Origin of the sequence: Clostridium cochlearium (assembly GCF_900187165.1) — a bacterium.
GTDB classification, from domain to species: Bacteria; Bacillota; Clostridia; order Clostridiales; family Clostridiaceae; genus Clostridium_G; species Clostridium_G cochlearium.
In genome coordinates this window covers 1,400,666-1,422,231 of sequence record NZ_LT906477.1, presented here as the reverse complement: position 1 = coordinate 1,422,231, position 21,566 = coordinate 1,400,666, and the positions used below count along the sequence as shown (strand labels likewise).

28 protein-coding genes and 1 riboswitch are annotated in these 21,566 nt (G+C 29.2%); of the genes, 26 read left to right on the top strand and 2 right to left on the bottom strand.

Features of this window, described 5'->3' with window-relative positions; translation table 11 throughout:
• The first annotated feature begins 95 nt into the window (after nt 1-95).
• The 8 genes from CKV72_RS07040 (at nt 96) to CKV72_RS07005 (ending at nt 4,967) form a co-directional block, all read left to right on the top strand.
• Complete coding sequence (locus tag CKV72_RS07040) at nt 96-284, top strand: DUF896 domain-containing protein (RefSeq protein WP_089868130.1); 189 nt, start codon at nt 96-98, stop codon at nt 282-284.
• A gap of 68 nt (nt 285-352) precedes the next feature.
• On the top strand, nt 353-688 hold the full coding sequence (locus tag CKV72_RS07035; protein WP_095177854.1) for a hypothetical protein: 336 nt from the start codon (nt 353-355) through the stop codon (nt 686-688).
• A gap of 179 nt (nt 689-867) precedes the next feature.
• Nucleotides 868-969: riboswitch (THF riboswitch) on the top strand.
• A 55-nt stretch (nt 970-1,024) separates the two neighbouring features.
• The gene (locus CKV72_RS07030; RefSeq protein ID WP_089868124.1) at nt 1,025-1,540 is read left to right on the top strand and encodes a folate family ECF transporter S component; all 516 of its coding nucleotides are present in this window, start codon (nt 1,025-1,027) and stop codon (nt 1,538-1,540) included.
• Between the two features lie 123 nt (nt 1,541-1,663).
• The gene (locus tag CKV72_RS07025) at nt 1,664-2,368 is read left to right on the top strand and encodes a hypothetical protein (protein ID WP_095177853.1); all 705 of its coding nucleotides are present in this window, start codon (nt 1,664-1,666) and stop codon (nt 2,366-2,368) included.
• Between the two features lie 13 nt (nt 2,369-2,381).
• Nucleotides 2,382-2,747: a GntR family transcriptional regulator gene (locus CKV72_RS07020; RefSeq protein ID WP_095177852.1), complete on the top strand. Its 366-nt coding sequence runs from the start codon at nt 2,382-2,384 to the stop codon at nt 2,745-2,747.
• 4 nt (nt 2,748-2,751) lie between these two features.
• Nucleotides 2,752-3,375, top strand: a complete 624-nt coding sequence (locus CKV72_RS07015) for a hypothetical protein (protein ID WP_089864712.1) — start codon at nt 2,752-2,754, stop codon at nt 3,373-3,375.
• 13 nt (nt 3,376-3,388) lie between these two features.
• On the top strand, nt 3,389-4,270 hold the full coding sequence (locus CKV72_RS07010) for an ABC transporter ATP-binding protein (protein WP_089864715.1): 882 nt from the start codon (nt 3,389-3,391) through the stop codon (nt 4,268-4,270).
• Nucleotides 4,271-4,274: 4 nt separating this feature from the next.
• Nucleotides 4,275-4,967 carry a hypothetical protein gene (locus CKV72_RS07005; RefSeq protein WP_089864718.1) on the top strand — a complete coding sequence of 231 codons (693 nt, stop codon included), beginning with the start codon at nt 4,275-4,277 and terminating at the stop codon, nt 4,965-4,967.
• Nucleotides 4,968-5,018: 51 nt separating this feature from the next.
• On the opposite strand, the gene CKV72_RS07000 is transcribed toward CKV72_RS07005, so the two are convergent.
• The gene (locus CKV72_RS07000; protein WP_095177851.1) at nt 5,019-5,516 is read right to left on the bottom strand and encodes a gamma carbonic anhydrase family protein; all 498 of its coding nucleotides are present in this window, start codon (nt 5,514-5,516) and stop codon (nt 5,019-5,021) included.
• 459 nt (nt 5,517-5,975) lie between these two features.
• Here CKV72_RS07000 and CKV72_RS06995 point away from each other — a divergent pair, with 459 nt between their 5' ends.
• A complete protein-coding gene (locus CKV72_RS06995; RefSeq protein ID WP_238021762.1) occupies nt 5,976-6,338 on the top strand; it encodes a single-stranded DNA-binding protein in 363 nt (120 codons plus the stop codon).
• A 45-nt stretch (nt 6,339-6,383) separates the two neighbouring features.
• Here CKV72_RS06995 and CKV72_RS06990 read toward each other — a convergent pair whose 3' ends face one another.
• Nucleotides 6,384-7,256 (bottom strand): DegV family protein, encoded by an 873-nt coding sequence (locus CKV72_RS06990; protein WP_095177850.1) that lies wholly within the window; start codon nt 7,254-7,256, stop codon nt 6,384-6,386.
• A 750-nt stretch (nt 7,257-8,006) separates the two neighbouring features.
• Here CKV72_RS06990 and CKV72_RS06985 point away from each other — a divergent pair.
• The 17 genes from CKV72_RS06985 to CKV72_RS06905 all read left to right on the top strand — a co-directional run bounded on the left by CKV72_RS06985 (nt 8,007) and on the right by CKV72_RS06905 (nt 21,559).
• Nucleotides 8,007-8,840 carry a flagellin gene (locus CKV72_RS06985; RefSeq protein ID WP_095177849.1) on the top strand — a complete coding sequence of 278 codons (834 nt, stop codon included), beginning with the start codon at nt 8,007-8,009 and terminating at the stop codon, nt 8,838-8,840.
• A gap of 322 nt (nt 8,841-9,162) precedes the next feature.
• On the top strand, nt 9,163-9,576 hold the full coding sequence (gene flgB / locus CKV72_RS06980; protein WP_276327136.1) for a flagellar basal body rod protein FlgB: 414 nt from the start codon (nt 9,163-9,165) through the stop codon (nt 9,574-9,576).
• A gap of 36 nt (nt 9,577-9,612) precedes the next feature.
• Nucleotides 9,613-10,044 (top strand): flagellar basal body rod protein FlgC, encoded by a 432-nt coding sequence (gene flgC / locus CKV72_RS06975; protein ID WP_095177847.1) that lies wholly within the window; start codon nt 9,613-9,615, stop codon nt 10,042-10,044.
• A 10-nt stretch (nt 10,045-10,054) separates the two neighbouring features.
• Nucleotides 10,055-10,360 (top strand): flagellar hook-basal body complex protein FliE, encoded by a 306-nt coding sequence (fliE, locus tag CKV72_RS06970; protein WP_089864739.1) that lies wholly within the window; start codon nt 10,055-10,057, stop codon nt 10,358-10,360.
• A gap of 16 nt (nt 10,361-10,376) precedes the next feature.
• A complete protein-coding gene (fliF, locus tag CKV72_RS06965) occupies nt 10,377-11,936 on the top strand; it encodes a flagellar basal-body MS-ring/collar protein FliF (RefSeq protein WP_089864741.1) in 1,560 nt (519 codons plus the stop codon).
• Nucleotides 11,937-11,942: 6 nt separating this feature from the next.
• Nucleotides 11,943-12,965, top strand: a complete 1,023-nt coding sequence (gene fliG / locus CKV72_RS06960) for a flagellar motor switch protein FliG (RefSeq protein ID WP_089864744.1) — start codon at nt 11,943-11,945, stop codon at nt 12,963-12,965.
• The gene (locus CKV72_RS06955; RefSeq protein ID WP_095177846.1) at nt 12,949-13,749 is read left to right on the top strand and encodes a FliH/SctL family protein; all 801 of its coding nucleotides are present in this window, start codon (nt 12,949-12,951) and stop codon (nt 13,747-13,749) included. Before fliG ends, CKV72_RS06955 begins: the two co-directional genes overlap by 17 nt.
• 22 nt (nt 13,750-13,771) lie before the next feature.
• Nucleotides 13,772-15,091 (top strand): flagellar protein export ATPase FliI, encoded by a 1,320-nt coding sequence (fliI, locus tag CKV72_RS06950; protein ID WP_089864750.1) that lies wholly within the window; start codon nt 13,772-13,774, stop codon nt 15,089-15,091.
• Nucleotides 15,092-15,117: 26 nt separating this feature from the next.
• On the top strand, nt 15,118-15,555 hold the full coding sequence (gene fliJ / locus CKV72_RS06945; protein ID WP_089864753.1) for a flagellar export protein FliJ: 438 nt from the start codon (nt 15,118-15,120) through the stop codon (nt 15,553-15,555).
• A gap of 5 nt (nt 15,556-15,560) precedes the next feature.
• Complete coding sequence (locus CKV72_RS06940) at nt 15,561-16,886, top strand: flagellar hook-length control protein FliK (protein ID WP_095177845.1); 1,326 nt, start codon at nt 15,561-15,563, stop codon at nt 16,884-16,886.
• 11 nt (nt 16,887-16,897) lie between these two features.
• Entirely contained in the window at nt 16,898-17,455 is a 558-nt protein-coding gene (locus CKV72_RS06935; RefSeq protein ID WP_095177844.1) for a flagellar hook assembly protein FlgD, read from the top strand.
• Between the two features lie 3 nt (nt 17,456-17,458).
• The gene (locus CKV72_RS06930) at nt 17,459-17,854 is read left to right on the top strand and encodes a TIGR02530 family flagellar biosynthesis protein (protein ID WP_095177843.1); all 396 of its coding nucleotides are present in this window, start codon (nt 17,459-17,461) and stop codon (nt 17,852-17,854) included.
• A gap of 99 nt (nt 17,855-17,953) precedes the next feature.
• Nucleotides 17,954-18,943, top strand: a complete 990-nt coding sequence (locus CKV72_RS06925) for a flagellar hook-basal body complex protein (protein ID WP_095177842.1) — start codon at nt 17,954-17,956, stop codon at nt 18,941-18,943.
• A gap of 332 nt (nt 18,944-19,275) precedes the next feature.
• Entirely contained in the window at nt 19,276-19,473 is a 198-nt protein-coding gene (locus CKV72_RS06920) for a flagellar FlbD family protein (RefSeq protein ID WP_089864766.1), read from the top strand.
• A 19-nt stretch (nt 19,474-19,492) separates the two neighbouring features.
• The gene (locus CKV72_RS06915; protein WP_089864769.1) at nt 19,493-20,323 is read left to right on the top strand and encodes a motility protein A; all 831 of its coding nucleotides are present in this window, start codon (nt 19,493-19,495) and stop codon (nt 20,321-20,323) included.
• Nucleotides 20,316-21,053, top strand: coding sequence for a flagellar motor protein MotB (locus tag CKV72_RS06910; RefSeq protein ID WP_095177841.1), 738 nt, complete (start codon nt 20,316-20,318; stop codon nt 21,051-21,053). The genes CKV72_RS06915 and CKV72_RS06910 overlap by 8 nt, the downstream gene beginning before the upstream one ends.
• Nucleotides 21,050-21,559 (top strand): flagellar basal body-associated FliL family protein, encoded by a 510-nt coding sequence (locus CKV72_RS06905; protein WP_095177840.1) that lies wholly within the window; start codon nt 21,050-21,052, stop codon nt 21,557-21,559. Before CKV72_RS06910 ends, CKV72_RS06905 begins: the two co-directional genes overlap by 4 nt.
• The last annotated feature ends 7 nt before the right edge of the window (nt 21,560-21,566 follow it).

Below are 21,566 nucleotides of genomic sequence, written 5' to 3'. Positions count from 1 at the left end.
CCATAAAAAATTATCCCATAAATTTTTATATTATGATATAATTTAAAGGTGATTCAAAGGGGATTTTACATATATAGATTTAGGAGGTAGTAATTTTGAAGATAGAAGAACTCATTGAAAGAATAAATTTTTTATATAAAAAAAGTAAAGAAGAAGGATTAACAGAAGAGGAGAAAGTAGAACAATCACAACTAAGAGAGAAGTACTTACAAAATATAAGAAATAATTTTAGAGCTCAATTAGAAAGCATAGGTGGAGTTTCTAAGAAAAAACCTAAGCAATAAATTAAAGAATTTAGTATAATTTCCGAAACTATAAAAGAGGGGAAATAATATTATAGAGGTGACTTAACATGGCGGATGATAAATTAATTGTAGACAAGAGTATTTTAAAGAAAATACAATCTAGGGCTATGGGGATTAAACTTATAGCTAAAGAAAGGCCTATTGCTAAAGATGCAGGAGAAATTGTAGAGCTCATTGATGGTATTTTCAAAGAAAATTCTTCAACTCTTGTTGAAAAAATAGAGCAAAAAATGAAAGAAGTAAAACATAGTGACCCTGAAATGAATGCAAGTTTATATATTTTATATAGAAAGCTAGTGGATGGAAAGATAAGTGAAAAAGATGCAGCGACTTTATTTGACATATATATTAAAACAGAACCCTTTGATAAAAAGATATACTGATATAATCTCTAAAATAATGGAATATAGAATAGATCACCGCTTGAAATTACTAAAGTGGAGATCTTTTTTTATGCTTTAATTATCTAAAGTTTTAATATACTGACAATTTTCGCAAAACTCAAAAAAATAGTTGTTATTCTGAATGGTTTTGTATTATAATGAAAATGATGAATTTGCTAGTTAGAGTAGGTGATTGCGCGTGAAGTGCTAGTTGGATGGGACGTTGCCACTAGACGAAAAAATCTGTTGGATTTTGCGATGCATCTACCGCTTCCGCTAACAATGTGGCCCACTTCTCTATTAGCAAATTTAAAATTTTGTAGAGGGGGTGGAGCTATGAGGAACATTCAAAAATTAGTAACTTTAAGTTTTTTAATTGCCCTACAAGTGTTACTTACAAGATTCTTAGGAATAGAAACACCGGTAATTAGAATAAGTTTTGGATTTATACCTCTAGCTTTATCAGGTGCATTATTTGGTCCTATAGCAGGTGGAATTGTTGGAGCTTTAGCAGATATTATAGGTATGATGGTGTTCCCTAAGGGAGCATATTTCCCAGGATTCACCATAAGCAATGCCTTATCAGGAATGATTTATGGATATTTTCTTTACAATAAACCTAAGAAAATAATTAATATATCCTTAGCTGTAATATCTGTTATGCTATTTGTAAACATTGGACTAAACACTATTTGGTTATCCATGTTAACCAAAAAAGGAGTATATGCTATAATCGGACCAAGAATAATTAAAAACCTGATAGAAGTACCTATAAAGGTTTCCTGTATTTATTTTGTATGGAAACTTGTAGGAGTTCATTTGAACAAAGATATTAAAAAAATAGCGGTTTAATAAATGATAGAAAAATCCTTGAGTTTTAATTAAAGCTTAAGGATTTTTCTATTGCATTAATAATGTATAGGTGATATACTTAGTTATATAACTAACCAACTAACAAAGGGGTGGATACAAAATATGACTGTATTAAAAGCAATTAATATACAAAAATTCAAAAATCAAATTAAAATATTTTCTAAAAGTCAAAGTAAAATTCTAAAAATGCTTATATTGTTTTTTGGAATGCTAGCTAGTGCAATAATTATAGATGTAGCTTCAGAAAGTACAACTTCCACAGTAAGTTTATGGTGGATAGGATTTATTATATATTTTATTGATATAACAGCTTTAATTGAAGATTTCAATAGAGAACTAAAATTTTTTATGGATTTAAAATATACAAGAAAAGAATTTTATACAAATAATTATATAATAATAGCTGTAATAGCACTTATATATTCGATTCTTCTATTTTATTTAAAAAGTATAGGGTTTATAAAGGGTACACATATTATTCCAATTCCAATAATACAGGGAAAAGCACATACTTATATAATTAATTTTTTAGGAATAATAACAATGAATATTTTTTTAATAACAATAATAACTTATTTCATAGTAAAAGAAAGACGTTATATTTATTTGATTATAGCTTTCCTTAATTTGGTACAATTCTTTTTTAAAAGATTGCATCGTTTTATATCAAATAACATTGCATATGGATTTTTTTTTCTTTGGAATAGTACAAAAAGGTTTTATATACTACTTATAATTTTAGCTATACTAAATATGCTTTTATATTATTCAATTTTAACAGCATATAAACAAAAGGATGTAAACTGAGAGGTGAAATTTATTGAAAATTAAATTAGATGATTCAAAACCCATATACTTGCAAATTGCAGAGGGCATAGAAGATGATATATTAAATGGATTTTTAGAAGAAGAAAGCCAGGTAATGTCCACCACTCAATTCTCTGAAATTTATGGTATAAATCCAGCAACTTCTAGAAAAGGAATGAACATTTTAGTAGAAGAAGGAATTTTATATAAAAAAAGAGGTATAGGCATGTTTGTAAAAAGTGGAGCTTTAGAATATATAAAAAACAAAAGAAGAAAGAGATTTTTTGAAGATTATATTTTAGAAACTTTAAAAGAAGGAAAAAAACTAGAACTTTCCAAAGAAGACATTATAAACATGATAAAGGATTATAAGGAGTGAGACTATGAAGTGGAAATTATTCAAACTGCACATTAAAGATAAAATAAGTGTATATTTTTTTATACTGATTATAACAGTTATTTCTATAATAAAAGGATTTATAAATTCAAATGATTTAGATCTTTATACAATGGACGGATTCATTAAATTTATTATGATTCTTACTAGTTTCTTTGCCCTGAATATAAATACCTTTGTTACGTATATACAATTTAGCAAAACTAGAAAAAGCTTTTTTTACGATAGATTAAAATATTCTACCATAATGACCGTATTTTTAGCAATTATATCAACTATTTTCACTCTATTTTTCAAAGAAAAAATTTTAAGGGAATATTTAATGGTAGATTACAAATTAATGATGATAATTTTTATAGCGAATTTTCTATTTTATTTAATGTGTTTTAGCTTGGAAATGTTCATCATTATATTAAGGAAAAGCAGTTATATAGCTTTAGAATTTGGAATGATATTTTTTTATATTATATTAGCTATAAGATTCGGCATTGTCACAGCTTCTTATTATAATCTTAATAATTTTAAATATTTTGTACTAGCTACTATGGCTATAATAATATTTAATTTAAAAATGTGTCATATAGCGTTAGAAACTGTAGAAATAAACTAAAGGAGTGAATATTATGGAATTGGCTGTAAAAATAGAAGGGTTAAATAAAATATTTAACAAAAAAAAGGTTTTAGATAATCTATCCTTAGAAATTGAAGAAGATAAGATATATGGATTAGTAGGAAAAAATGGTGCTGGAAAATCTACTCTCTTAAAAATAATATCCTGTTATTATGTAAAAAATTCAGGAAAAGTAGAAGTTTTTGGAGAAGAACCCTTTGAAAATGAAAAAATACTTTCTCAAATATGTTTCACATCATCAGATAGAGTACTTCCTTCCTATTTAAAAATAGGCGAAATTTTAAATATACTAAAAGAGTTTTATCCTAATTGGGATGAAAAATTTAGAAAGGAATTAATAAAAAAATTTGAATTAGATGAAAACAAAGTTTTTGATTCTCTTTCAAAAGGTATGAAAGCCATGGTTAATTTAATAATAGGACTTGCTAGCAGAGCGCCTTTAACCATATATGACGAACCTTATTCTGGACTAGATCCCGTTTATAGAGAGGTGTTTTATAAAATATTATTAGAAGATTATGAAAAGAATCCTAGAACTATAATATTTTCCACGCATTATTTAGATGAAGTAAGCAGATTATTTGAAAATTTAATTATAATGGATAGGGGACGGGTATTGTTAAATGAAGAAATGGATTGCCTAAGAGAAAAGTCCTTTTATATAAAGGGAGAAAAAGATGTTATAGAAGAAATCGAGGGGGATTTAAATGTAATAAATTCTGAAGTGTATGGAAATAGTAAAATCCTCTGGGTATTTCAACAAATTGCCGATAATTTAAAAGAGGAGCTTATAAATAAAAACCTATCAATAGAACCTCTAGGAGTTCAAAAGCTATTTGTAGGATTATCCTTAAAGGATATTGAAAACAGGTGATATTATGAAGAATATATGTAAAAGTGACTATGAAAAATTAAAAAGGCAATTTAATATAAAAATGGGTAATGAAACATTTCCACTTGCCATAGCATTTTGGGCTGTAATGGGCATTATGCTTGGAGCTTTTTTAATGATAATATCAACAGAAAAAGGATACACAATCAGTAATAAGATAATACCTATTTATTTTCCCATATTAGTAAGTTCTATAAGTTATAAAGGCATAAAACACGACTTAGAACTTTTTATGGGTTTAGGATATAAAAGAAAGAGATATTTCATAAATGAGAAAGTTATTCAAAATATTATGTTTTTAATGATAGCCTTTTTTATGTCTACATGGATAATAATAATGAAAAAGAATGGAAGTTTTTGGTATTTAGGATTTTTATTTAAAAGTGGATTTATAGATTTATTAAAATCCATTATTGTAAATTATTTATTTATAACTGTAATTAGTATAAGTTATTTGCTTATAAGTTTAATTATAAACACCCTGGGTGAGATTTTATTTAAAAAAAATAGTGAAAAAATAATTCCTATATTTTTAATATTTGTATTACCTGTATTGCTTACTACTTCTGAAGTATTTATAAGTAATTATAATATGAGAATTTTAACCTATATATCTCCAATTATTATTTTAATAGAAATGTATTTTGAATATAAAATAATAAAAAATATGGATGTTTAATAACAAAATTAAAGGAGCTATCGCGCCAAATGCGACAGCCCTTTTTTAAAATTAATACATTTTGAAAAGTTCCATATATGATTCAGCTGCTTTTTTATTATTTTCTATTTCGTCAATAGATAAATTTCTTACTACTTTTGCGGGACTTCCCAATAAAAGTACACCAGATGGGAAAGTTTTTCCTTGAGGAACTAATGTACCAGCTCCAACTATAGTGTTTTCTCCTATTTTAGCACCATTTAAAATAATACTTCCCATGCCAATTAAAGAATTATTTCCTATTTCACAACCATGTAATATGGCATTGTGGCCTATTGTAACACCTTCTCCTATATTTATTTCAAAATCATCATCCACATGCAAAGTGCAATTGTCTTGAACATTACTGTGCTTACCTATATAAATGCTATTATGATCTCCTCTTAAAACAGCATTAAACCATATACTAACATCTTCCTCTATGGTTACATCTCCTATTATGCAAGCAGTATCTTCTATAAAAGAACTTTCATGTATTCTTGGAACTTTATCGTTAAAATTTTTAATCAAATAAAAAACCTCCCCCTCTATTAATGAATAACTATAATTAATGAACAGTGAACAACCTATAGGCCCCCTAATTGAAATGGAAAGTTGAGAATTGAGAACTCTTTTTTAGAGGACAGAGGACAATTGACAGAGGACAGTGAAGCTGAACATCAAAGGCATTTCAAATTTAGTTATTTTACAAAAAGTTTAGCTTTAGCTAAACCTAAAGAAAGATCTTATAAAATTAAAAACTTTTTGGAATGTAATGGAGAAAAGTTATCAATCATTGTCCTCTGTCCTCTGTCCTCTGTCAAATGTAATGAGTTATCCATATCTAATACTTATTCATTGTTACTTGTTCGTTAATTAGCTAGTTTTATTATATCAAATTTTAATAAAATGACTATGAAGTGATTATAAAAATATAAAGTGGATAGAATGATAATAATTATATAATGATTAATTTGAGGTGAAAAGATGATGAATAAAGTTATGTTAATTGGAAGATTGGCAAGGGATTCTGAATTAAGGTATGTAGGAGAAGAAAATAAACCAGTTTTAAATTTAATCTTAGCTGTCCAAAGACCTTATTTAAATTCTAATGGAGAAAGAGAAGTGGATTTTATTCCAGTATCTTATTGGAGAAGATCGGCACAAACTCTGCACCCCTATTTAACAAAAGGAAAATTAATAAGTATATTAGGTAGAATAAATATAAGAGTATTAGAAAGAGAGGATGGAACTAAAAGATATATAACGCAAATAACATCAGAGGAAATTCAATTCTTAGATTATGGTAAGAAAAAAGAAGAGAGTAAAGAAGAAAATACAAAAATTAGTTAATTCTTTATAAATAAAAAATATGGAGAAATAAAATCTCCATATTTTTTATTTTTCTCTTTTTTTGCCTAAAAAACATAAAGCTAATGTATTAGGACCTGTATGAGAACCTATTACAGGCCCTATAGGTGCAATTAATATATTTTTAATATTATATTTTTCTAAAATTAGCTCTTTTAAATACTTAGCATCTTCTAAGCAATCACTGTGACTTATACCTATTGTTTCATCTTCAAAGTTTTCTCTGTTTTTTTCATACATTTCTAAAAGAGACTTTATAGCTTTTTTTCTTCCACGAATATTAGTTACATTTACAATAGCACCTTCATTGTTCAAAGTTAACATAGGTTTTATATTCATTAGAGACCCTATAGCAGAAGAAATTGTTGAAAGGCGTCCACCTCTTTTTAAATACATTAAATCATCTACAATAAACCAATGATTCATATGATATTTATAGGTTTCTATCCAAGATATAATGTCTTCTTTAGATGAACCGTTTTTAAGCATTTCCACAGCTTTACGTATTAAGAGTCCTTGGCCAATGGCAGCACTCTTAGTATTAATAATTGTTATATCTGCATTAGGATATTCTTCTAAAAGTTCATTTTTTGCAATTTCTGCGCTATTTATGCACCCACTTAATACAGAAGAAAATCCCAAATACAATATGGATTTATTTTCTTTTATAAGTTTTTCAAAACATTTCTTAAAAGAATAGGCATTTATTTGAGACGTAGTTGATAATTCACCATTTCTTAATTCATTATAGAATTTTTCATGACTCATGGTTTTACCAAAGTCATCTGGAAAACTTCCGTAACTTAAATTATAAGTTAAGCTTAAAAATTTTACGTGGTTTTCTTCTATATATTCTAAAGGCAAATCGCAACTAGAATCTGTTAAAAGTACAGTATTCATAGTTTTTCCTCCTTTTACACATAATGTCTATATTATGTATTATAGATTATAATCAATTTTTTATACACAAATTCATATTATCATAGGATAAAATGAAAATAAAGAAAAAGCGTAAAATAAAAAAATTACGAAGTAATTTTTTTAACAGAGGACAGAGGACAATTGACATAGGACAATGAAGGAAAATTTTCCTCCGCTTTGCTACAGAAAATCTTTAATTTTATAATATAATTGAAAATTGAAAATTGAAAGTTGAAAATTGAAAATGATAGACATTTTTTCTTCATTGTCATTACGAAAAAATTTTAATTTTATAAAATCTGATGAGATTTAAAATAAATTAATCTTTATATAATAATTTATTTTATTTATTTGTTAAATAAAAACTTTTGATTTTAATTTTTGTAGAAACTGAAGTTATGTTTAGCAAAGCTTTAACAAGCCATCAATAAAAATGTAAATGTAGATATAATTGAGAATGGAGAAAAGTTGTCAATCATTTTCCACTTTCCATTCTCCATTTTCAATTCTAACTAATAAGATTAAAGATTTTCTGACGTAAGGAAGAAAATCCTCCTTCATTGTCCTATGTCCTCTGTCAATTGTCAATTGAACTGTCCTATGTCCTCTGTCAATTGTCCTCTATAAAAATTTTGTGACGCAAAATTTTTATTCTGCGTAAGTAAAGTTCTAAACAACATATACGATAATAATTTTATAACAATTAAAATCGATGGAGTGTGGAATATTATGAGATTGAATCATAACTTAGCATCTTTGAATGTTTATAGAGGATATTTAAAAAATTTAAAGAGCAACAGTGTGGCAATGAAGAAAGTTTCCTCAGGAGTAAAGATACAGTCTGCTAAGGATGACCCTAATAATTTAGCTAAAAGCGAAAGAATGAGATTGAATATAAGAGGACTTCAAATGGCTAATAGAAATGTACAGGATGGAGTTAGTATGCTACAGTCAGCAGATGGCTCACTAAGCTCTATTAATGCTATATTAGGTAGAATTAGAGAACTAACTGTACAATATGGCAATGGAAGCAATTCAGAAGAAGACAAGGAAATTATAAAAAAAGAAATAGACCAAATGATAGAGGGTTGTGAAGATATTGTAAATAATTCTGAATTCAATGGGGTAAAATTATTTAAAGATGGGGGTAAAAAGCCCATGCAGTTAGGAACAGAGGTAGGAGATTCTATGGAAGTAGAATTTTTTAACTTAGAAAAAAAACTGGAAGACTTAAAGGACTTAAAGGACTTAAAGAGTACAAAGGGCCTTGATACTGATAAGGCATTAGGAAAAATAGATGGTGCTATAAATACTATAGTAGACGTTAGAAGTAAATATGGTGCCATTATGAATAAGTTTGAAGATACTATGAATAATTTAAGTTCCTTTGAATTAGCTACTCAGGAATCTGAAAGTAGAGTAAGAGATGCAGATATAGCAGAGGAAATGGTAGAAGTTGCTAGAACTAATATACTTTTAGAAGCAGGTAGAGCTATTATGGTACAGACTAATCAACTACCACAGGATATGCTTAGAATATTAGAAAATGTTAGAGCTAAATAATAATATAATAAAAAATGACTTTGAATAATTTTATTCAGAGTCATTTTTTTATTTAGTTGTAGAATATGAAATTATTATAAAACAAAAAAATTTAATATAAAGTAAAATACATTTAAAGAAAAATGAAAAATCATAAAATTTGGTAGAAATAATATACAGAATGTTATATAATGAACTTGGTAAAAAAATATGGAAATTTATAAAAAATTATGAGATACTGTATGTAATTAAAAATTAAATTTCTATTAATATTAAAAATATTGTTTAAAAATAAAGAAAAATAACTGTTTAAGTAAAATTAAAATGCATAGGAGGGGAGAATGTGAAAGATATTTCTTTAACAGCAAATAACGCCATAGATAGACAAAATTATCAACTAATTAAAAAGTCTTTAGATGTATCAAGTGCTAGAGGAAGAGTTATAAATAACAATATTTCTAATGCCAATGTAAAAGGATACAAGAGACATTATGTAGAATTTGAAGAAAATCTAAAGAAAAATAAAGAAGATTTAGATTTAAAATTCACAAAAAATAAACATATATCTACAGAATCAGAGTATGGAAAGATGGAAATTAAAAGAGATGATATCAGTAGTATGCGAGAAGATGGCAACAATGTAGATATAGATATAGAAAAAGTAAATCAAGCAGCAAATACCTTAATGTACAATGCACTTATATCACAACTTAATAATAGAATATCAACAAAAAGATACATAATTAGTAATAAATAAACCTGAGTTATTTACTAAAAAGAGGGAGTTGAGAGTATGAAAATATTTAATAACATGCGAATAAGCGCCAGTGGACTATCGGCAGAGAGATTGAGAATAGATACTATAGCTTCCAATATTGTTAATTCCAGAAGTACAAGGGGGAAAAATGGACAGCCCTATAGAAGAAAAGTCGCAATATTTCAAGAAAATCTAACAAAAGAAATTAATAAGCAAACTGGAAAAAGAGAAGAAACACTAAATGGTGTTAAGGCTATAGGAATAGAAGAAGATCAATCAGAATTTAGAAGAGTATATGAGCCAAGCCATCCAGATGCAGATGAAAATGGATATGTTTTAATGCCAAATGTGAATATATTAAATGAAATGGCAGATATGATAGCAGCTACAAGATCTTACGAAGCTAGTGTAGATGCTATAAACTCATCAAAAAGTATGTTTATGAAAGCATTAGAAATAGGAAGGTAGGGATACATAATTGAAAGTTAATGAATTTATACCAAGTAATATGATTTTTAAGAACCAATTCAACAACAATAAAGTAGAACATAAAAAAGAAGAAAATAATGATTTTGTTCATATGTTAAAAAATAAACTAGATCAAGTCAATGAAAAGCAAATAAAGGCAGAAGAAACTACTAGTAGTTTCCTTAGAGGAGAGGAAACAGATATACATACAGTTATGTTAGATTCGGAAGAGGCTAAATTATCCGTAGAACTAGCAGTTCAAGTTAGAAATAAATTAATAGAAGCATATCAGGAGTTGAATAGAATGCAGTTATAGTAAGGAGTGCTAATAAATGAACAAGCTGTCCCAATGGTTTAATACTTTAAAAGATAAGATTAAAAATTTAAGTAAAAAAAAGAAAATTGCCTATGGAGCCATTGCAGTGGGAATTATAGGAGCCTTAATAAGTGGAATTGTTTATATTTCTAAACCTAAATACGCAATATTATTCTCAAATATGGAACAAGAAGACATGGGAGCTGTATATAACAAACTAAAAGAAAATAAAGAAAATTTTAAAGTGGATGGAAATACCATACTTGTCCCCAAAGAAAAAGTAGACAGCCTCAGAATGGAGGTAATGTCGCAGGTACCTATAAAAAATGGAAGTAATGGATTTGAATTATTAGATAAAAACAAATTTGGAGCTACAGAAGAAGAAATGAAAATAAATTATCAAAGGGCGTTACAAGGAGAAATTGAAAGAACTATTAAAGGTTTTCCAGAAGTTGAAAATGTAAGAGTACATTTAGTAATGCCAGAAGATAGTGTATTTATAAAGGACGATACCCCAGCAAAGGCATCTATAACATTAAAATTAAAACCCTATAAAAAACTTACAGACGATCAAGTAAGGGCAATAGTTGCACTAGTATCAGGCAGTGTGAAAAATCTACCAAAGGAAAATGTAGAGATAAATGATACAAATCAAATACTTACAAAGAATTTATTTGATGAAGATGAATTTGATTCTTCAGAATCTGTACAAAAGCAACAGGGTATAAAAAAACAATATGAAAAAACCCTAGAGGATAAAGTTACATCAATGTTAGAAGCTGTTTATGGCAAGGAAAGAGCTAAAGTAAAAGTAAATGCAGATTTAAACTTTGATGCAATACAAGATGAATCAACTTTATATGATCCTAAAAATGTAGTGGTTAGTGAGAAGAATATTAAAGAAACTACACCAGGTGGAAATAATTTAGCAACAGGTGGAAGTCCAGTAGATGATAATATGAGAAATAGAGCTGGAGATAATGAAGATGATGCTTTAGTAACCCATGAGGAAAATGTAAAAAACTATGAAGTATCAGAAAGGAAAAATAAAACCATAAGAGCACCAGGAAGTGTAAGAAGGCTTACAGTTTCAGTGGTATTAGATGGTAATTTAGATAATGCTACAAGAAATGCTGTACAAAATACAGTACAATCAGCGGTAGGTTACAACGAACAAAGAGGAGACACTATAAGTGTAGAAGGTCTTCCATTTGATACTGCTTATAAAGAAAGAATACAAAAAGATAAAGAAGCTATGGAAGAAGAACTTGCAAGAGAGAAGAAGATGAAGTTATATAAGATATTAGCAGCACTAGGTGTAATAGCACTTATAATTATAATTGGAATTTTAGTTAAGAGAAGAAGAGATAAAGAAGATGAAGAATTACTAAATGAAGGATTAGATGTTGTAATTGATGATGAAATTAAAGAAGAAAAACCTAAATTTAAACCTATCCAGTTAGAAGAGGAAAGCGAAGGAGCTTATATAGAAAAAGAAATAAGAAAATATGCAACAGAAAAGCCAGACCAAGTTTCTGAAATTATAAAAGCTTGGTTAGCAGAAGATGAGAGGTGATAATATATGGCTAGAACTGAAGAAGTAAAAAATTTAACTGGAGTTCAGAAGGCTGCTATATTATTTATAACATTAGGACCTGAAGCTTCTGCAGGTATTATAAAAAAGTTGCCAGAAACTGAAATACAAAAGATAACCTATGAAATAGCTAATATTTCAACAGTAAAACCTGAACAAAAACAACAGATATTAGAAGAATTTATACAGATGAATAAAGCTAAAGACTATTTAGTAGAGGGCGGAATTGACTATGCTAAAAATTTATTAGCTAAAGCATTGGGAAGTCAAAGGGCTTTAGAAATACTAGAAAAGGTAACAGAAGCTACACAACAATTTAGACCCTTTGCCATTGCAAGAAAGGCAGATGCTCATCAACTTTTAAATATTATATCCAATGAGCATCCCCAAACTATAGCCCTTATACTTTGCCATCTTCAACCAGATAAGGCTGGTCAAATTTTAGGTGAGCTAGAAGAAGAATTACAATCAGATGTAGCTTTTAGAATAGCTACTATGAACAATACTTCACCTATGGTTATAAAAGAAATAGAAAAGGTATTAGATAGTAAATTATCATCAGTAGTAAGAGCTGATATGAAGTCAATAGGAGGAGTTCAAACTATAGTTGACATACTAAATCAAGTAGATAGAACTACTGAAAAACACATTACAGAAGCTATGGAAAGAGAAGATCCAGAACTTGCAGAAAAGATCAAAGAATCCATGTTTGTATTTGAAGATATTATTACATTAGACGATGTATCAATACAAAGAGTGTTAAGAGAAGTGGAAACAAAAGAACTTGCATTAGCACTAAAGGGTTGTTCAGAAGAAGTTGCAGAAGCTATATTTAGAAATCAATCTAAGAGAGCTGCAACCTCACTGAAAGAAGATATAGAATTCTTAGGACCTGTAAGACTTATGGATGTTGAAAAATCACAACAAAGAATTGTTAATATAATAAGAAGATTAGATGAGGCTGGAGAAATAGTTATTTCAAGAGGTGGCGAAGATGCTATCATTGTATAATGTGGTAAAAAACACTAACGTTATTAAAAAAGAGAAAAAGCAAATAATAACTAAATATGAACCTCCAGTGAAAAAGACTAAAGAGATTAAAGAAAATAAAGAAGATGAAAATGTTAAAAATGTAGAAACTAATTCAGAAGAATATGATAGTATAGCTACACTTATCTTTGAAAATTACAGAAAAAAAGGTGAAGAAATAATAAATGAAGCCTATAAAAAAGTAGTTTTAATAGAAGAAGAAGCCTATAAAAAAGCCTATGACAAAGGCTTGAAAGAAGGTATGGACAAAGGCTATAAAGATGCATATGAAAAAGCATATATAGAAAACATGGAAAAGGCAAGAGTAGAAGGCAATGCCATAATTGAAGAAGCCAAAGAAATTTCTAAAACCATGATAGATTCTTCTGAAAGTCAATGTAGACAATATATAGAAGGAAAAAGTCTAGAGCTAAAAAAATTAATAGAAAATATAGTGGAATCTGTATTTAAAAGGGAAATAAAAGATGAAGCTGCATTAAATCAAATGATTACTGAAGCTTTGGACAATGCTAAAAAATCTAAAAGTATCACCATAAAATGTAGAGAGTTATATAAAGATGAAATTAAAAAAAGTATAGATTTATGGAAAAGTCAAAACGTATTTAATGGGGATATTTTTATAATAGCAGACAATTCCTTAGAAGAGGGAGTAGCTTTATTAGAAAAGGACAATGGAGTTGTGAAAATAGACGTACCTAAGTCCTTAGATAAAATAAAAGAAATACTAAAAAGCGAAGAATATTGATAGAGTGAACTGGAGTGTTTCCATGGAATTGTTGGATTTTAATTATATAAATAAAAAAATAAAAGAAACAGATTTTTATTCCTACGAAGGAGTTGTAAAAAAAGTAATAGGATTAACCATAGAAGTGGAAGGAATTAAAGCTTTTATTGGAGAGGTTTGTACTATATATAACCAGCAAAATAATCCTATAGAATGTGAAGTAGTAGGGTTTGTAGAGGACAATGTAATACTTATGCCCCTTGGAGAATTAATTGGAATAGCACCAGGATGTAGGGTGGTTCCATCAAAAAATCCATTAAACGTAAAGTGCTCAGAAAAGCTTTTTGGCAAAGTATTAGATGGACTTGGAAGGCCTTTAAATGGGGAAAAAATAGAAGGTGGAGTTCCCTATCCATTGGATAGAGAACCACCCGATCCCTTAAAAAGGAGAAGAATAAAAGATGTTATACCTACAGGAATAAGAGCTATAGATGGATATTTAACCTGTGGAGAAGGACAGAGAATTGGCATATTTGCAGGTAGTGGTGTAGGTAAGAGTACAAGCCTTGGTATGATTGCTAAATATGCAGAAGCAGATGTAAATGTAATATGTTTAATAGGAGAAAGAGGTAGAGAAGTTCTAGATTTTGTAGAAAAGGACTTAGGAGAAGAAGGCATGAAAAAGAGTATAGTAGTTTGTGCTACCTCAGACAAGCCAGCTTTAGTTAGGATAAAGGGAGCTTTTACAGCCACAGCCATAGCAGAATACTTTAGGGATAAGGGAAAAAAAGTAATACTAATGATGGACTCTGTTACTAGATTTGCCATGGCTCAAAGGGAAGTAGGACTTGCCATTGGAGAGCCACCAGCTACAAAGGGATATACTCCTTCTGTATTTGCAATGCTTCCAAGGTTGATGGAAAGATCCGGAATGTCAGATAAAGGTTCTATAACAGCGTTTTACACTGTGTTAGTAGATGGTGATGACTTTAATGAACCTATAGCGGATGCAGTTAGAGGAATATTGGATGGACACATTGTATTATCCCGTGATTTAGCAGCTAAAAATCACTATCCAGCCATTGATGTTTTAAGCAGTATAAGTAGACTTATGAGCGAAATTGCACAAAAGGAACATAAAGAATCTGCATCTATAGGAAGGGATTTAATTGCAACTTATAAGGAAGCAGAGGATTTAATTAATATAGGAGCCTATGTTAAGGGAAGCAATGAAAAAATAGATACTGCCATTAAATATATAGATAGTATAAATGAATTTTTAAAACAAAAGGTAGATGAACACAACAATTTTGAAGAAAGTATACAATGGCTAAATAGTATATTTAAGAATTTAAAAAAATAACTAAAGAAAAATTGAGGTGACCTTTAATGAAAGGGTACAAATTTAATCTACAAAAACTTTTGGACATAAGAAAAGATAGGGAAGAACAGTGTAAAATACAATTTCAAAATGCTCAAAAATTAAAAATGGATGTGGAAAACAAACTTGTAAATCTAAAAGATAGTTATAGAAAATATAGTTGTGAAACAGTAGATGAATCAGTAATTGGTAGAAAAATAAGACATCAATATTTAATAAATTTAAGTCACAATATAGAGTGTACCACTGTAGAATTAAGGAAAAAAGAAGAGGAAGTAGAAAAGGTAAGAGTAGATTTAAAACAAAAGCAAATTGATAGAAAAACTGTAGAAACCCTGAAAGAAAAGGACAAAATTGCCTTTATAAAAGAACAAAATTTACTAGAACAAAAGGCAAATGATGAATTTGCATTATATGGATTCATAAGAAATCTTGAAAGGAGGTGAAAAACATGATAAAGAGTGTTAATGAAATAGCTTTTAATAAAGAAACCAATGTAAAACCTAGAGAAACTAAATCAAATAAAGGTTTTGATAAATTTATTAAAAAGTTTTCTCAAAACAAAAAAGGGGACGGTTATTTAAAATCTGCTAAAGAAAATACATCCCATGTAGAAGATAAAAGAGGGGACGGTTATTTAAAATCTACTAAAGAAAATACATCACAAGTAGAAAATAAAACCACTTTAGATGCAAAAGATATAGATATGGAAGTAAGCAAATTAGAGGATACAGATATAGAAAATTCTATAAAAAATACTAATGAACAATTATATTTATTAATACAAAATATTTTCTTTCAAAACATTCCAGAGGACATAGAAGGTCTTTTAAAAGAAGGAAATGAACTTTCTAAAACTATTGAAGAGCTAGTATTAAATATAGTAGAGGATATATCTAAAGAAGAAAATGTGGATTTAAAAGAAGCTTTAGATGGAATTAATATAAAAGACTTAGGACTAGAGGAAAAAGTAAATAAAGAAGAATTTAAAGCACTTTTTAAAAATCCTGAGATAGAAGAAGAAACATTAAAAGAAATAAAATCTCAAATTTCTTCCTTAATCAAAGAAGAAATATTGCCTAAAGAAGACGCAAATGTAAAAAAGGATTTTAATAATACCGTAGTTCCTAAGGAAAATTTAAATGTTAAAGTAGAAACAAAAAAAGAGAATTTAACTCAAAATTCTGCTGAAGAATCTTTTAGTAAAGAAGAAAATTCTGAAGAAGCCGTACTTAAAAATATTTTAGGTGATAAAGAAGATAATAAGTTTTCAAAGGCTGTAAATTTTATGAATCAATTTAATAAAGTAGCCAATGTGGAAAATTTAGAAGTTGAGAATGTAGAAAACATAGTAGCTACTAAGGAAACTTTAAAAACTGATGTTATAAAAGCTGTAAAATACATGGAACTTAACAATATAAAAAATTTAACAGTAAAAATTAACCCAAAAGAATTAGGAGAATTAGTTATAAGAATAACCATGGAAAGTGGAAAAATGAAGGCAAATATTACAGCTAACAACAAAGAAGCCTTTAATTTATTAAATGCTAATTTACAAGACATTACAGACAAACTTCAAAGGGGTGCTGTAAAAATAGAAAATTTCTCATTAAATCTTTATGAAGATACTACTTTCTTTAGCAATGATAAGGAAAAAGGTAAAGAAGGATTTAAAGGAAATAAGAAAAATTCTACAAAGGTAAATGCAATTGAAAATGACATAATAGAAAATGAAAATTCAAAAGAGGATTTAAGTAATATAAGTATATTAGCCTAGGAGGTGTAAACATGAGTGATGCAGTAGATGCCCTACTATCTAAAAAGGCTGTAACAGGAAATTATACAGATAGGGGAACTAAAATAATAAGACCCGGTGAAGAATTAGATAAAAATGCTTTTTTACAAATACTTGCAGCAGAACTAGCTAATCAAGACCCTTTAAATGCAAAGGATGGTACAGAATATGTAACTCAAATGGCTCAATTTGCAAGTATAGAACAAATGTCTAATTTAAATAGTAATATGAAATTTACTGGAGCCACAGCCCTTATTGGGAAATATGCCATGGTAAATAGTGCAGATATATATGGCAATTTATATCATGGTGTAATTACAGGGGTTTCTAGAAATAAGGCAAATATAAAAGTAAATATGATAGTAGGGGAAGAAAAAGGCGAAGACGGAAAGCCAAGACCAAAGGTAGAACAATTTAATCTAGAAGATATAATTGAACTTATAGAGCTACCAGAGCCTTCTGAAGATGAAAAGGAACCACCAAAGGATGGAGGAGAAGGTGAAAAACCTGTAGAACCTGCAAATCCAGAGGAAGAAAATAAGGTTGTGTAATCCATGGGATACAGAGTAATAAACGGTAAAATTCATTTTATAGAGGATTTTAAAGGATATTGTAATACGCAACTTAACAAACTAAATGAAAATACTAAAAAAACTACTTTTGATGAAGTATTTAAAAAACAAGTAAATAAAGAAGATAGTTTTGTACTGTCCAATCATGCCCATGAAAGACTAAGGCAGAGAAATATAGTTTTAAATCCTCAGGATATGAAGAAGGTAAATGAAGGTATAAACATGGGAGAAAAAAAGGGTTGCAAAGAAATTGTAATTCTCTATAAAGACATAGCACTAGTTACCAATATAAAAAACAGAACAGTAATCACCGCCATGGCAAAGGATGAAAGCCAGGGAAATGTGTTTACAAACATTGACGGAATGGTAATTTTATAGGCAGGACTTTTTAAAAGATGCCTAAGCTTTGTGGAATGAAGGAAGCAAAGCAATAGATAAAAAACTAAATAATTATGAGAAAATAATGGAGGTTTTTATATGTTAAGATCAATGTACTCAGGTATTAGTGGTTTAAAAGTAAACCAAACTAAACTGGACGTAATAGGAAACAATATAGCCAACGTAGGTACCACAGCTTTTAAAAATCAAAGAATAAGATTCCAAGACGTTCTAAGCCAAAACTTAAAATTTGGTACAGGAGCTTCAGCTAACATAGGAGGAACTAACCCAAGTCAAGTAGGTCTAGGTGTAGAAGTAGCAGGAATTGACACCATGGTAAGCCAAGGTAACATGCAGCCAACAGGAAGAAACCTAGATTTCGCAGTAGATGGAGACGGATACTTTGTAGTAGCAAGAGGTAAAGCAGATGGAACCCTTAAAGTTAAAGCGGATGGAACTGTTGAAACCAAAAATGATGATTTAACAGTTAATTATACAAGAGATGGTTCCTTTACATTAGATGACCAAGGTCAACTTTTAACTTCTGATGGATATAGGGTGTTAGGATATTTACCTGAAGATGCAACAGCAGATTATAAAACAGGGAAGGATGCATCTACTTTAACAGTACCAAAAAACACCACAACAGTAAAAGCAGAATTACAACCATTACTAATTCCAGATGAAGTAACATATGGAAAAAATGGTCCTAAAATGAAGATCAAAAACTTCTCTGTAGATAAAAACGGAACAATAAATGCAGTACTTGCAAGTAATGAGGTAGTACCTATAGGACAAATTGCCATGGCAAGCTTTAAAAATCCAGCAGGGCTTACAAAGGAAGGTAAAAACATGTATTCAACTTCAGCAAGTTCAGGGGAAGCTTTATATAGAAATGGTGCTGGAGTTAAGGATAGCAACGAGAAAGCTTATGGAGACATAATCCAAGGTAGACTAGAAATGTCCAACGTAGACCTAGCAGAACAATTTACAGAAATGATAGTTGCTAGCAGAGCTTTCCAAGCTAATGGTAAGATAATAACTACTGGAGACGAGATTTTGCAAGACCTAGTTAACTTGAAGAGATAAAGTTAATGACCTCCGGGGGTCAAGAGGACAATTGACAATTGACAGAGGACAATGAAGGAGGATTTTCTTCCGTTTCACTACAGAAAATCTTTAATTTTATTAGATGAATTAGATAGTTAATTTATGAATTAATTCGCTAAGCTTTGATTAACATCAAAGGCATATTGGATTTAGTCAATCTATAACAATTTAGCTTTAGCTAAGTGTAAAGATTTTATATAATTAAAATTTTTTCGTAACGAAGAGGAGAAAAAATATCCATCATTGTCCTCTGTCCTCTGTCAAATGTAAGTTATTCACTATTCATTATTAATTAAAAGTGGGGTGTTTCCATGATATATCTAACGGGTCTTGATAATAAAGCTTTTGTTTTAAATGCTGATCATATAGAAAAATTACAGTCGGTTCCTGAGACGGTTATAACCCTGACCAATGGGAAAAAATATCTTGTAAAGGAAGATATTGATGATATAATTAATAGGGTTTTAAAGTATAAAAGATCAATTTACACTTTACATAATGAAATATGATACGGGAGGCAGCTAAAAAATGAAAAGAAGAGACGTGTTGACAGCTATAGGAATTGTAGTAGGATTTCTTATGATGATTTGGGCCATGGCTATGGTAACTATAACTGAATACAATATAGGACAGCTAAAACTTTTTTGGGATATATCATCTATTATAATAACTATAGGTGGATCCTTCTGTGCTATGCTTGTTAATTATCCTATTCATCAATTTAGGAAATTAACAAAGATAATAATACAAGCTTTTAAAGAAAACGAGAAATCAGGAATAGACATAATAAATCAATTTATTGATTTATCTAGAAAAGCAAGACGTGAAGGACTTCTTTCTTTAGAGGATGAAATAAATAATATAAGTGATGATTTCTTAAAAAAAGGACTTCAAATGGTGGTTGATGGTATAGAGCCTGAAACTATACAGGATATAATGGATCTTGAAATAGGAGAAATGGAAAGAAGACATGGAGAAGGCGTAGACATGCTAAAGGCATGGGGAGCATATGCACCAGCTTTTGGTATGGCAGGTACACTAATTGGACTTATTCAAATGCTTGGTAACTTAAATGACTCTAGCCAAATAGCCTCTGGTATGGCTAAAGCCTTAATTACTACATTATACGGTTCATTAATGGCAAATATAATTTTTAATCCTATGGCTGCAAATTTAGCTCTTAAAAGTCAACAAGAAGTTGCAGTAAGGGAAATGATGTTAGAGGGTATACTTGCTATACAATCAGGAGTAAATCCAAGAATCGTAGAAGAAAAACTAATATCCTATCTATCACCAGAAGAAAGAAAGAGATATGCACAAGGAGTATCAACTGGCGAAGGGGTGTCAGAGAATGTCTAGAAGGAAAAAGAGAAAAAGTGGAGGAGATAGTGGAGCGGATTGGCTACAAACCTATGCAGACACCGTTACTTTGCTTTTAACGTTTTTCGTACTCTTATACTCTTTTTCTAGTGTGGATGCACAAAAGTTTAAACAAATTGCTACGGCGTTTCAAAGTGTATTATCAGGTCAAAGTGGAGAGACAGTTTTTGACTTTAATATGAAAAATGGTGATATTCCTTTAGTTGGAGAAACTGTAGAAATGGGTACAGCCACTGGAGGAAGGGAAAATGAATTATATGATAAAGTAAGAGATGCAGTTCAAAAAAATAATTTGCAAGAATCAGTAAAAATAAAAAGTGATGCTAGAGGAGTTTTGTTAGAACTAAATGATAGTATTTTATTTGAAACAGCTCAGGCAGATATCAAACAAGATAGTTTACCTATACTAGAAAAGATAAATAAAATTATATCAACTTTACCTAATAATGTTATGGTAGAAGGACATACAGACAATGTTCCCATAAAAAACTATAAGTATCCATCAAACTGGGAGCTTTCTACACAAAGGGCAGTAAATGTATTAAAATATTTTGTAGAAACTAAAAAACAAAACCCACAAAGATTTACCGCAGCAGGGTATGGGGAATTTAAACCAATTTACCCTAATGATACTCTAGAAAATAAAGCTAAAAACAGAAGGGTTACAATTGTTATTGTTTCTATAGACCGGGAGGGATTAAAAAAATGAGTGAAAACAATGTAGAAAAGAAAAGTAAAATAAAAATAGTAATTATGGTAGTTACATTATTAATACTTGTAGGTGGGGGAGCCTTTGCAGGATATTATTTCTCACAAAAGGGTAAACAAGCTAATAATACACCGCAATCTAATAACCAACAAATGGCTAGTAGTGTAAGTGTTAATCAAAATAGTGGTTATGTAAGAAGTATTGTGCCTTCTAATACTTTTGAAGCAGGAGAATTTCTTGTTAATTTATCCGATGAAGAATCTAGAAGATTTGTAAAAACTAAGGTTTATTTAGGATATGAAAATAAAAGATTAACTAAAGAATTAGAACAAAAAAAACCTATAATACTAGATGCTATAAACAGTGTTTTAAGAAGTAAAAAGTCTACTGACTTTAATGAAAAAGGTGTAGAGAAAATAAAACTAGAAATATTAGAAAAAGTAAATATTGCTTTCCAAAATGGTAGATGCGAAACTGTGTACTTTACTGAGCTAATTATTCAATAGTGTATTG

What these genes read in the sequence shown, in the direction of transcription:
- CKV72_RS07035 (WP_095177854.1), top strand. Translation starts at nt 353, where the DNA reads ATGGCGGATGATAAATTAATTGTAGACAAGAGTATTTTAAAGAAAATA.
- CKV72_RS07030 (WP_089868124.1), top strand. Translation starts at nt 1,025, where the DNA reads ATGAGGAACATTCAAAAATTAGTAACTTTAAGTTTTTTAATTGCCCTA.
- CKV72_RS07025 (WP_095177853.1), top strand. Translation starts at nt 1,664, where the DNA reads ATGACTGTATTAAAAGCAATTAATATACAAAAATTCAAAAATCAAATT.
- CKV72_RS07015 (WP_089864712.1), top strand. Translation starts at nt 2,752, where the DNA reads ATGAAGTGGAAATTATTCAAACTGCACATTAAAGATAAAATAAGTGTA.
- CKV72_RS07010 (WP_089864715.1), top strand. Translation starts at nt 3,389, where the DNA reads ATGGAATTGGCTGTAAAAATAGAAGGGTTAAATAAAATATTTAACAAA.
- CKV72_RS07005 (WP_089864718.1), top strand. Translation starts at nt 4,275, where the DNA reads ATGAAGAATATATGTAAAAGTGACTATGAAAAATTAAAAAGGCAATTT.
- CKV72_RS06995 (WP_238021762.1), top strand. Translation starts at nt 5,976, where the DNA reads ATGAATAAAGTTATGTTAATTGGAAGATTGGCAAGGGATTCTGAATTA.
- CKV72_RS06990 (WP_095177850.1), bottom strand. Translation starts at nt 7,256, where the DNA reads ATGAATACTGTACTTTTAACAGATTCTAGTTGCGATTTGCCTTTAGAA.
- CKV72_RS06985 (WP_095177849.1), top strand. Translation starts at nt 8,007, where the DNA reads ATGAGATTGAATCATAACTTAGCATCTTTGAATGTTTATAGAGGATAT.
- flgC (WP_095177847.1), top strand. Translation starts at nt 9,613, where the DNA reads ATGAAAATATTTAATAACATGCGAATAAGCGCCAGTGGACTATCGGCA.
- fliF (WP_089864741.1), top strand. Translation starts at nt 10,377, where the DNA reads ATGAACAAGCTGTCCCAATGGTTTAATACTTTAAAAGATAAGATTAAA.
- fliG (WP_089864744.1), top strand. Translation starts at nt 11,943, where the DNA reads ATGGCTAGAACTGAAGAAGTAAAAAATTTAACTGGAGTTCAGAAGGCT.
- CKV72_RS06955 (WP_095177846.1), top strand. Translation starts at nt 12,949, where the DNA reads ATGCTATCATTGTATAATGTGGTAAAAAACACTAACGTTATTAAAAAA.
- fliI (WP_089864750.1), top strand. Translation starts at nt 13,772, where the DNA reads ATGGAATTGTTGGATTTTAATTATATAAATAAAAAAATAAAAGAAACA.
- fliJ (WP_089864753.1), top strand. Translation starts at nt 15,118, where the DNA reads ATGAAAGGGTACAAATTTAATCTACAAAAACTTTTGGACATAAGAAAA.
- CKV72_RS06940 (WP_095177845.1), top strand. Translation starts at nt 15,561, where the DNA reads ATGATAAAGAGTGTTAATGAAATAGCTTTTAATAAAGAAACCAATGTA.
- CKV72_RS06935 (WP_095177844.1), top strand. Translation starts at nt 16,898, where the DNA reads ATGAGTGATGCAGTAGATGCCCTACTATCTAAAAAGGCTGTAACAGGA.
- CKV72_RS06930 (WP_095177843.1), top strand. Translation starts at nt 17,459, where the DNA reads ATGGGATACAGAGTAATAAACGGTAAAATTCATTTTATAGAGGATTTT.
- CKV72_RS06925 (WP_095177842.1), top strand. Translation starts at nt 17,954, where the DNA reads ATGTTAAGATCAATGTACTCAGGTATTAGTGGTTTAAAAGTAAACCAA.
- CKV72_RS06920 (WP_089864766.1), top strand. Translation starts at nt 19,276, where the DNA reads ATGATATATCTAACGGGTCTTGATAATAAAGCTTTTGTTTTAAATGCT.
- CKV72_RS06915 (WP_089864769.1), top strand. Translation starts at nt 19,493, where the DNA reads ATGAAAAGAAGAGACGTGTTGACAGCTATAGGAATTGTAGTAGGATTT.
- CKV72_RS06910 (WP_095177841.1), top strand. Translation starts at nt 20,316, where the DNA reads ATGTCTAGAAGGAAAAAGAGAAAAAGTGGAGGAGATAGTGGAGCGGAT.
- CKV72_RS06905 (WP_095177840.1), top strand. Translation starts at nt 21,050, where the DNA reads ATGAGTGAAAACAATGTAGAAAAGAAAAGTAAAATAAAAATAGTAATT.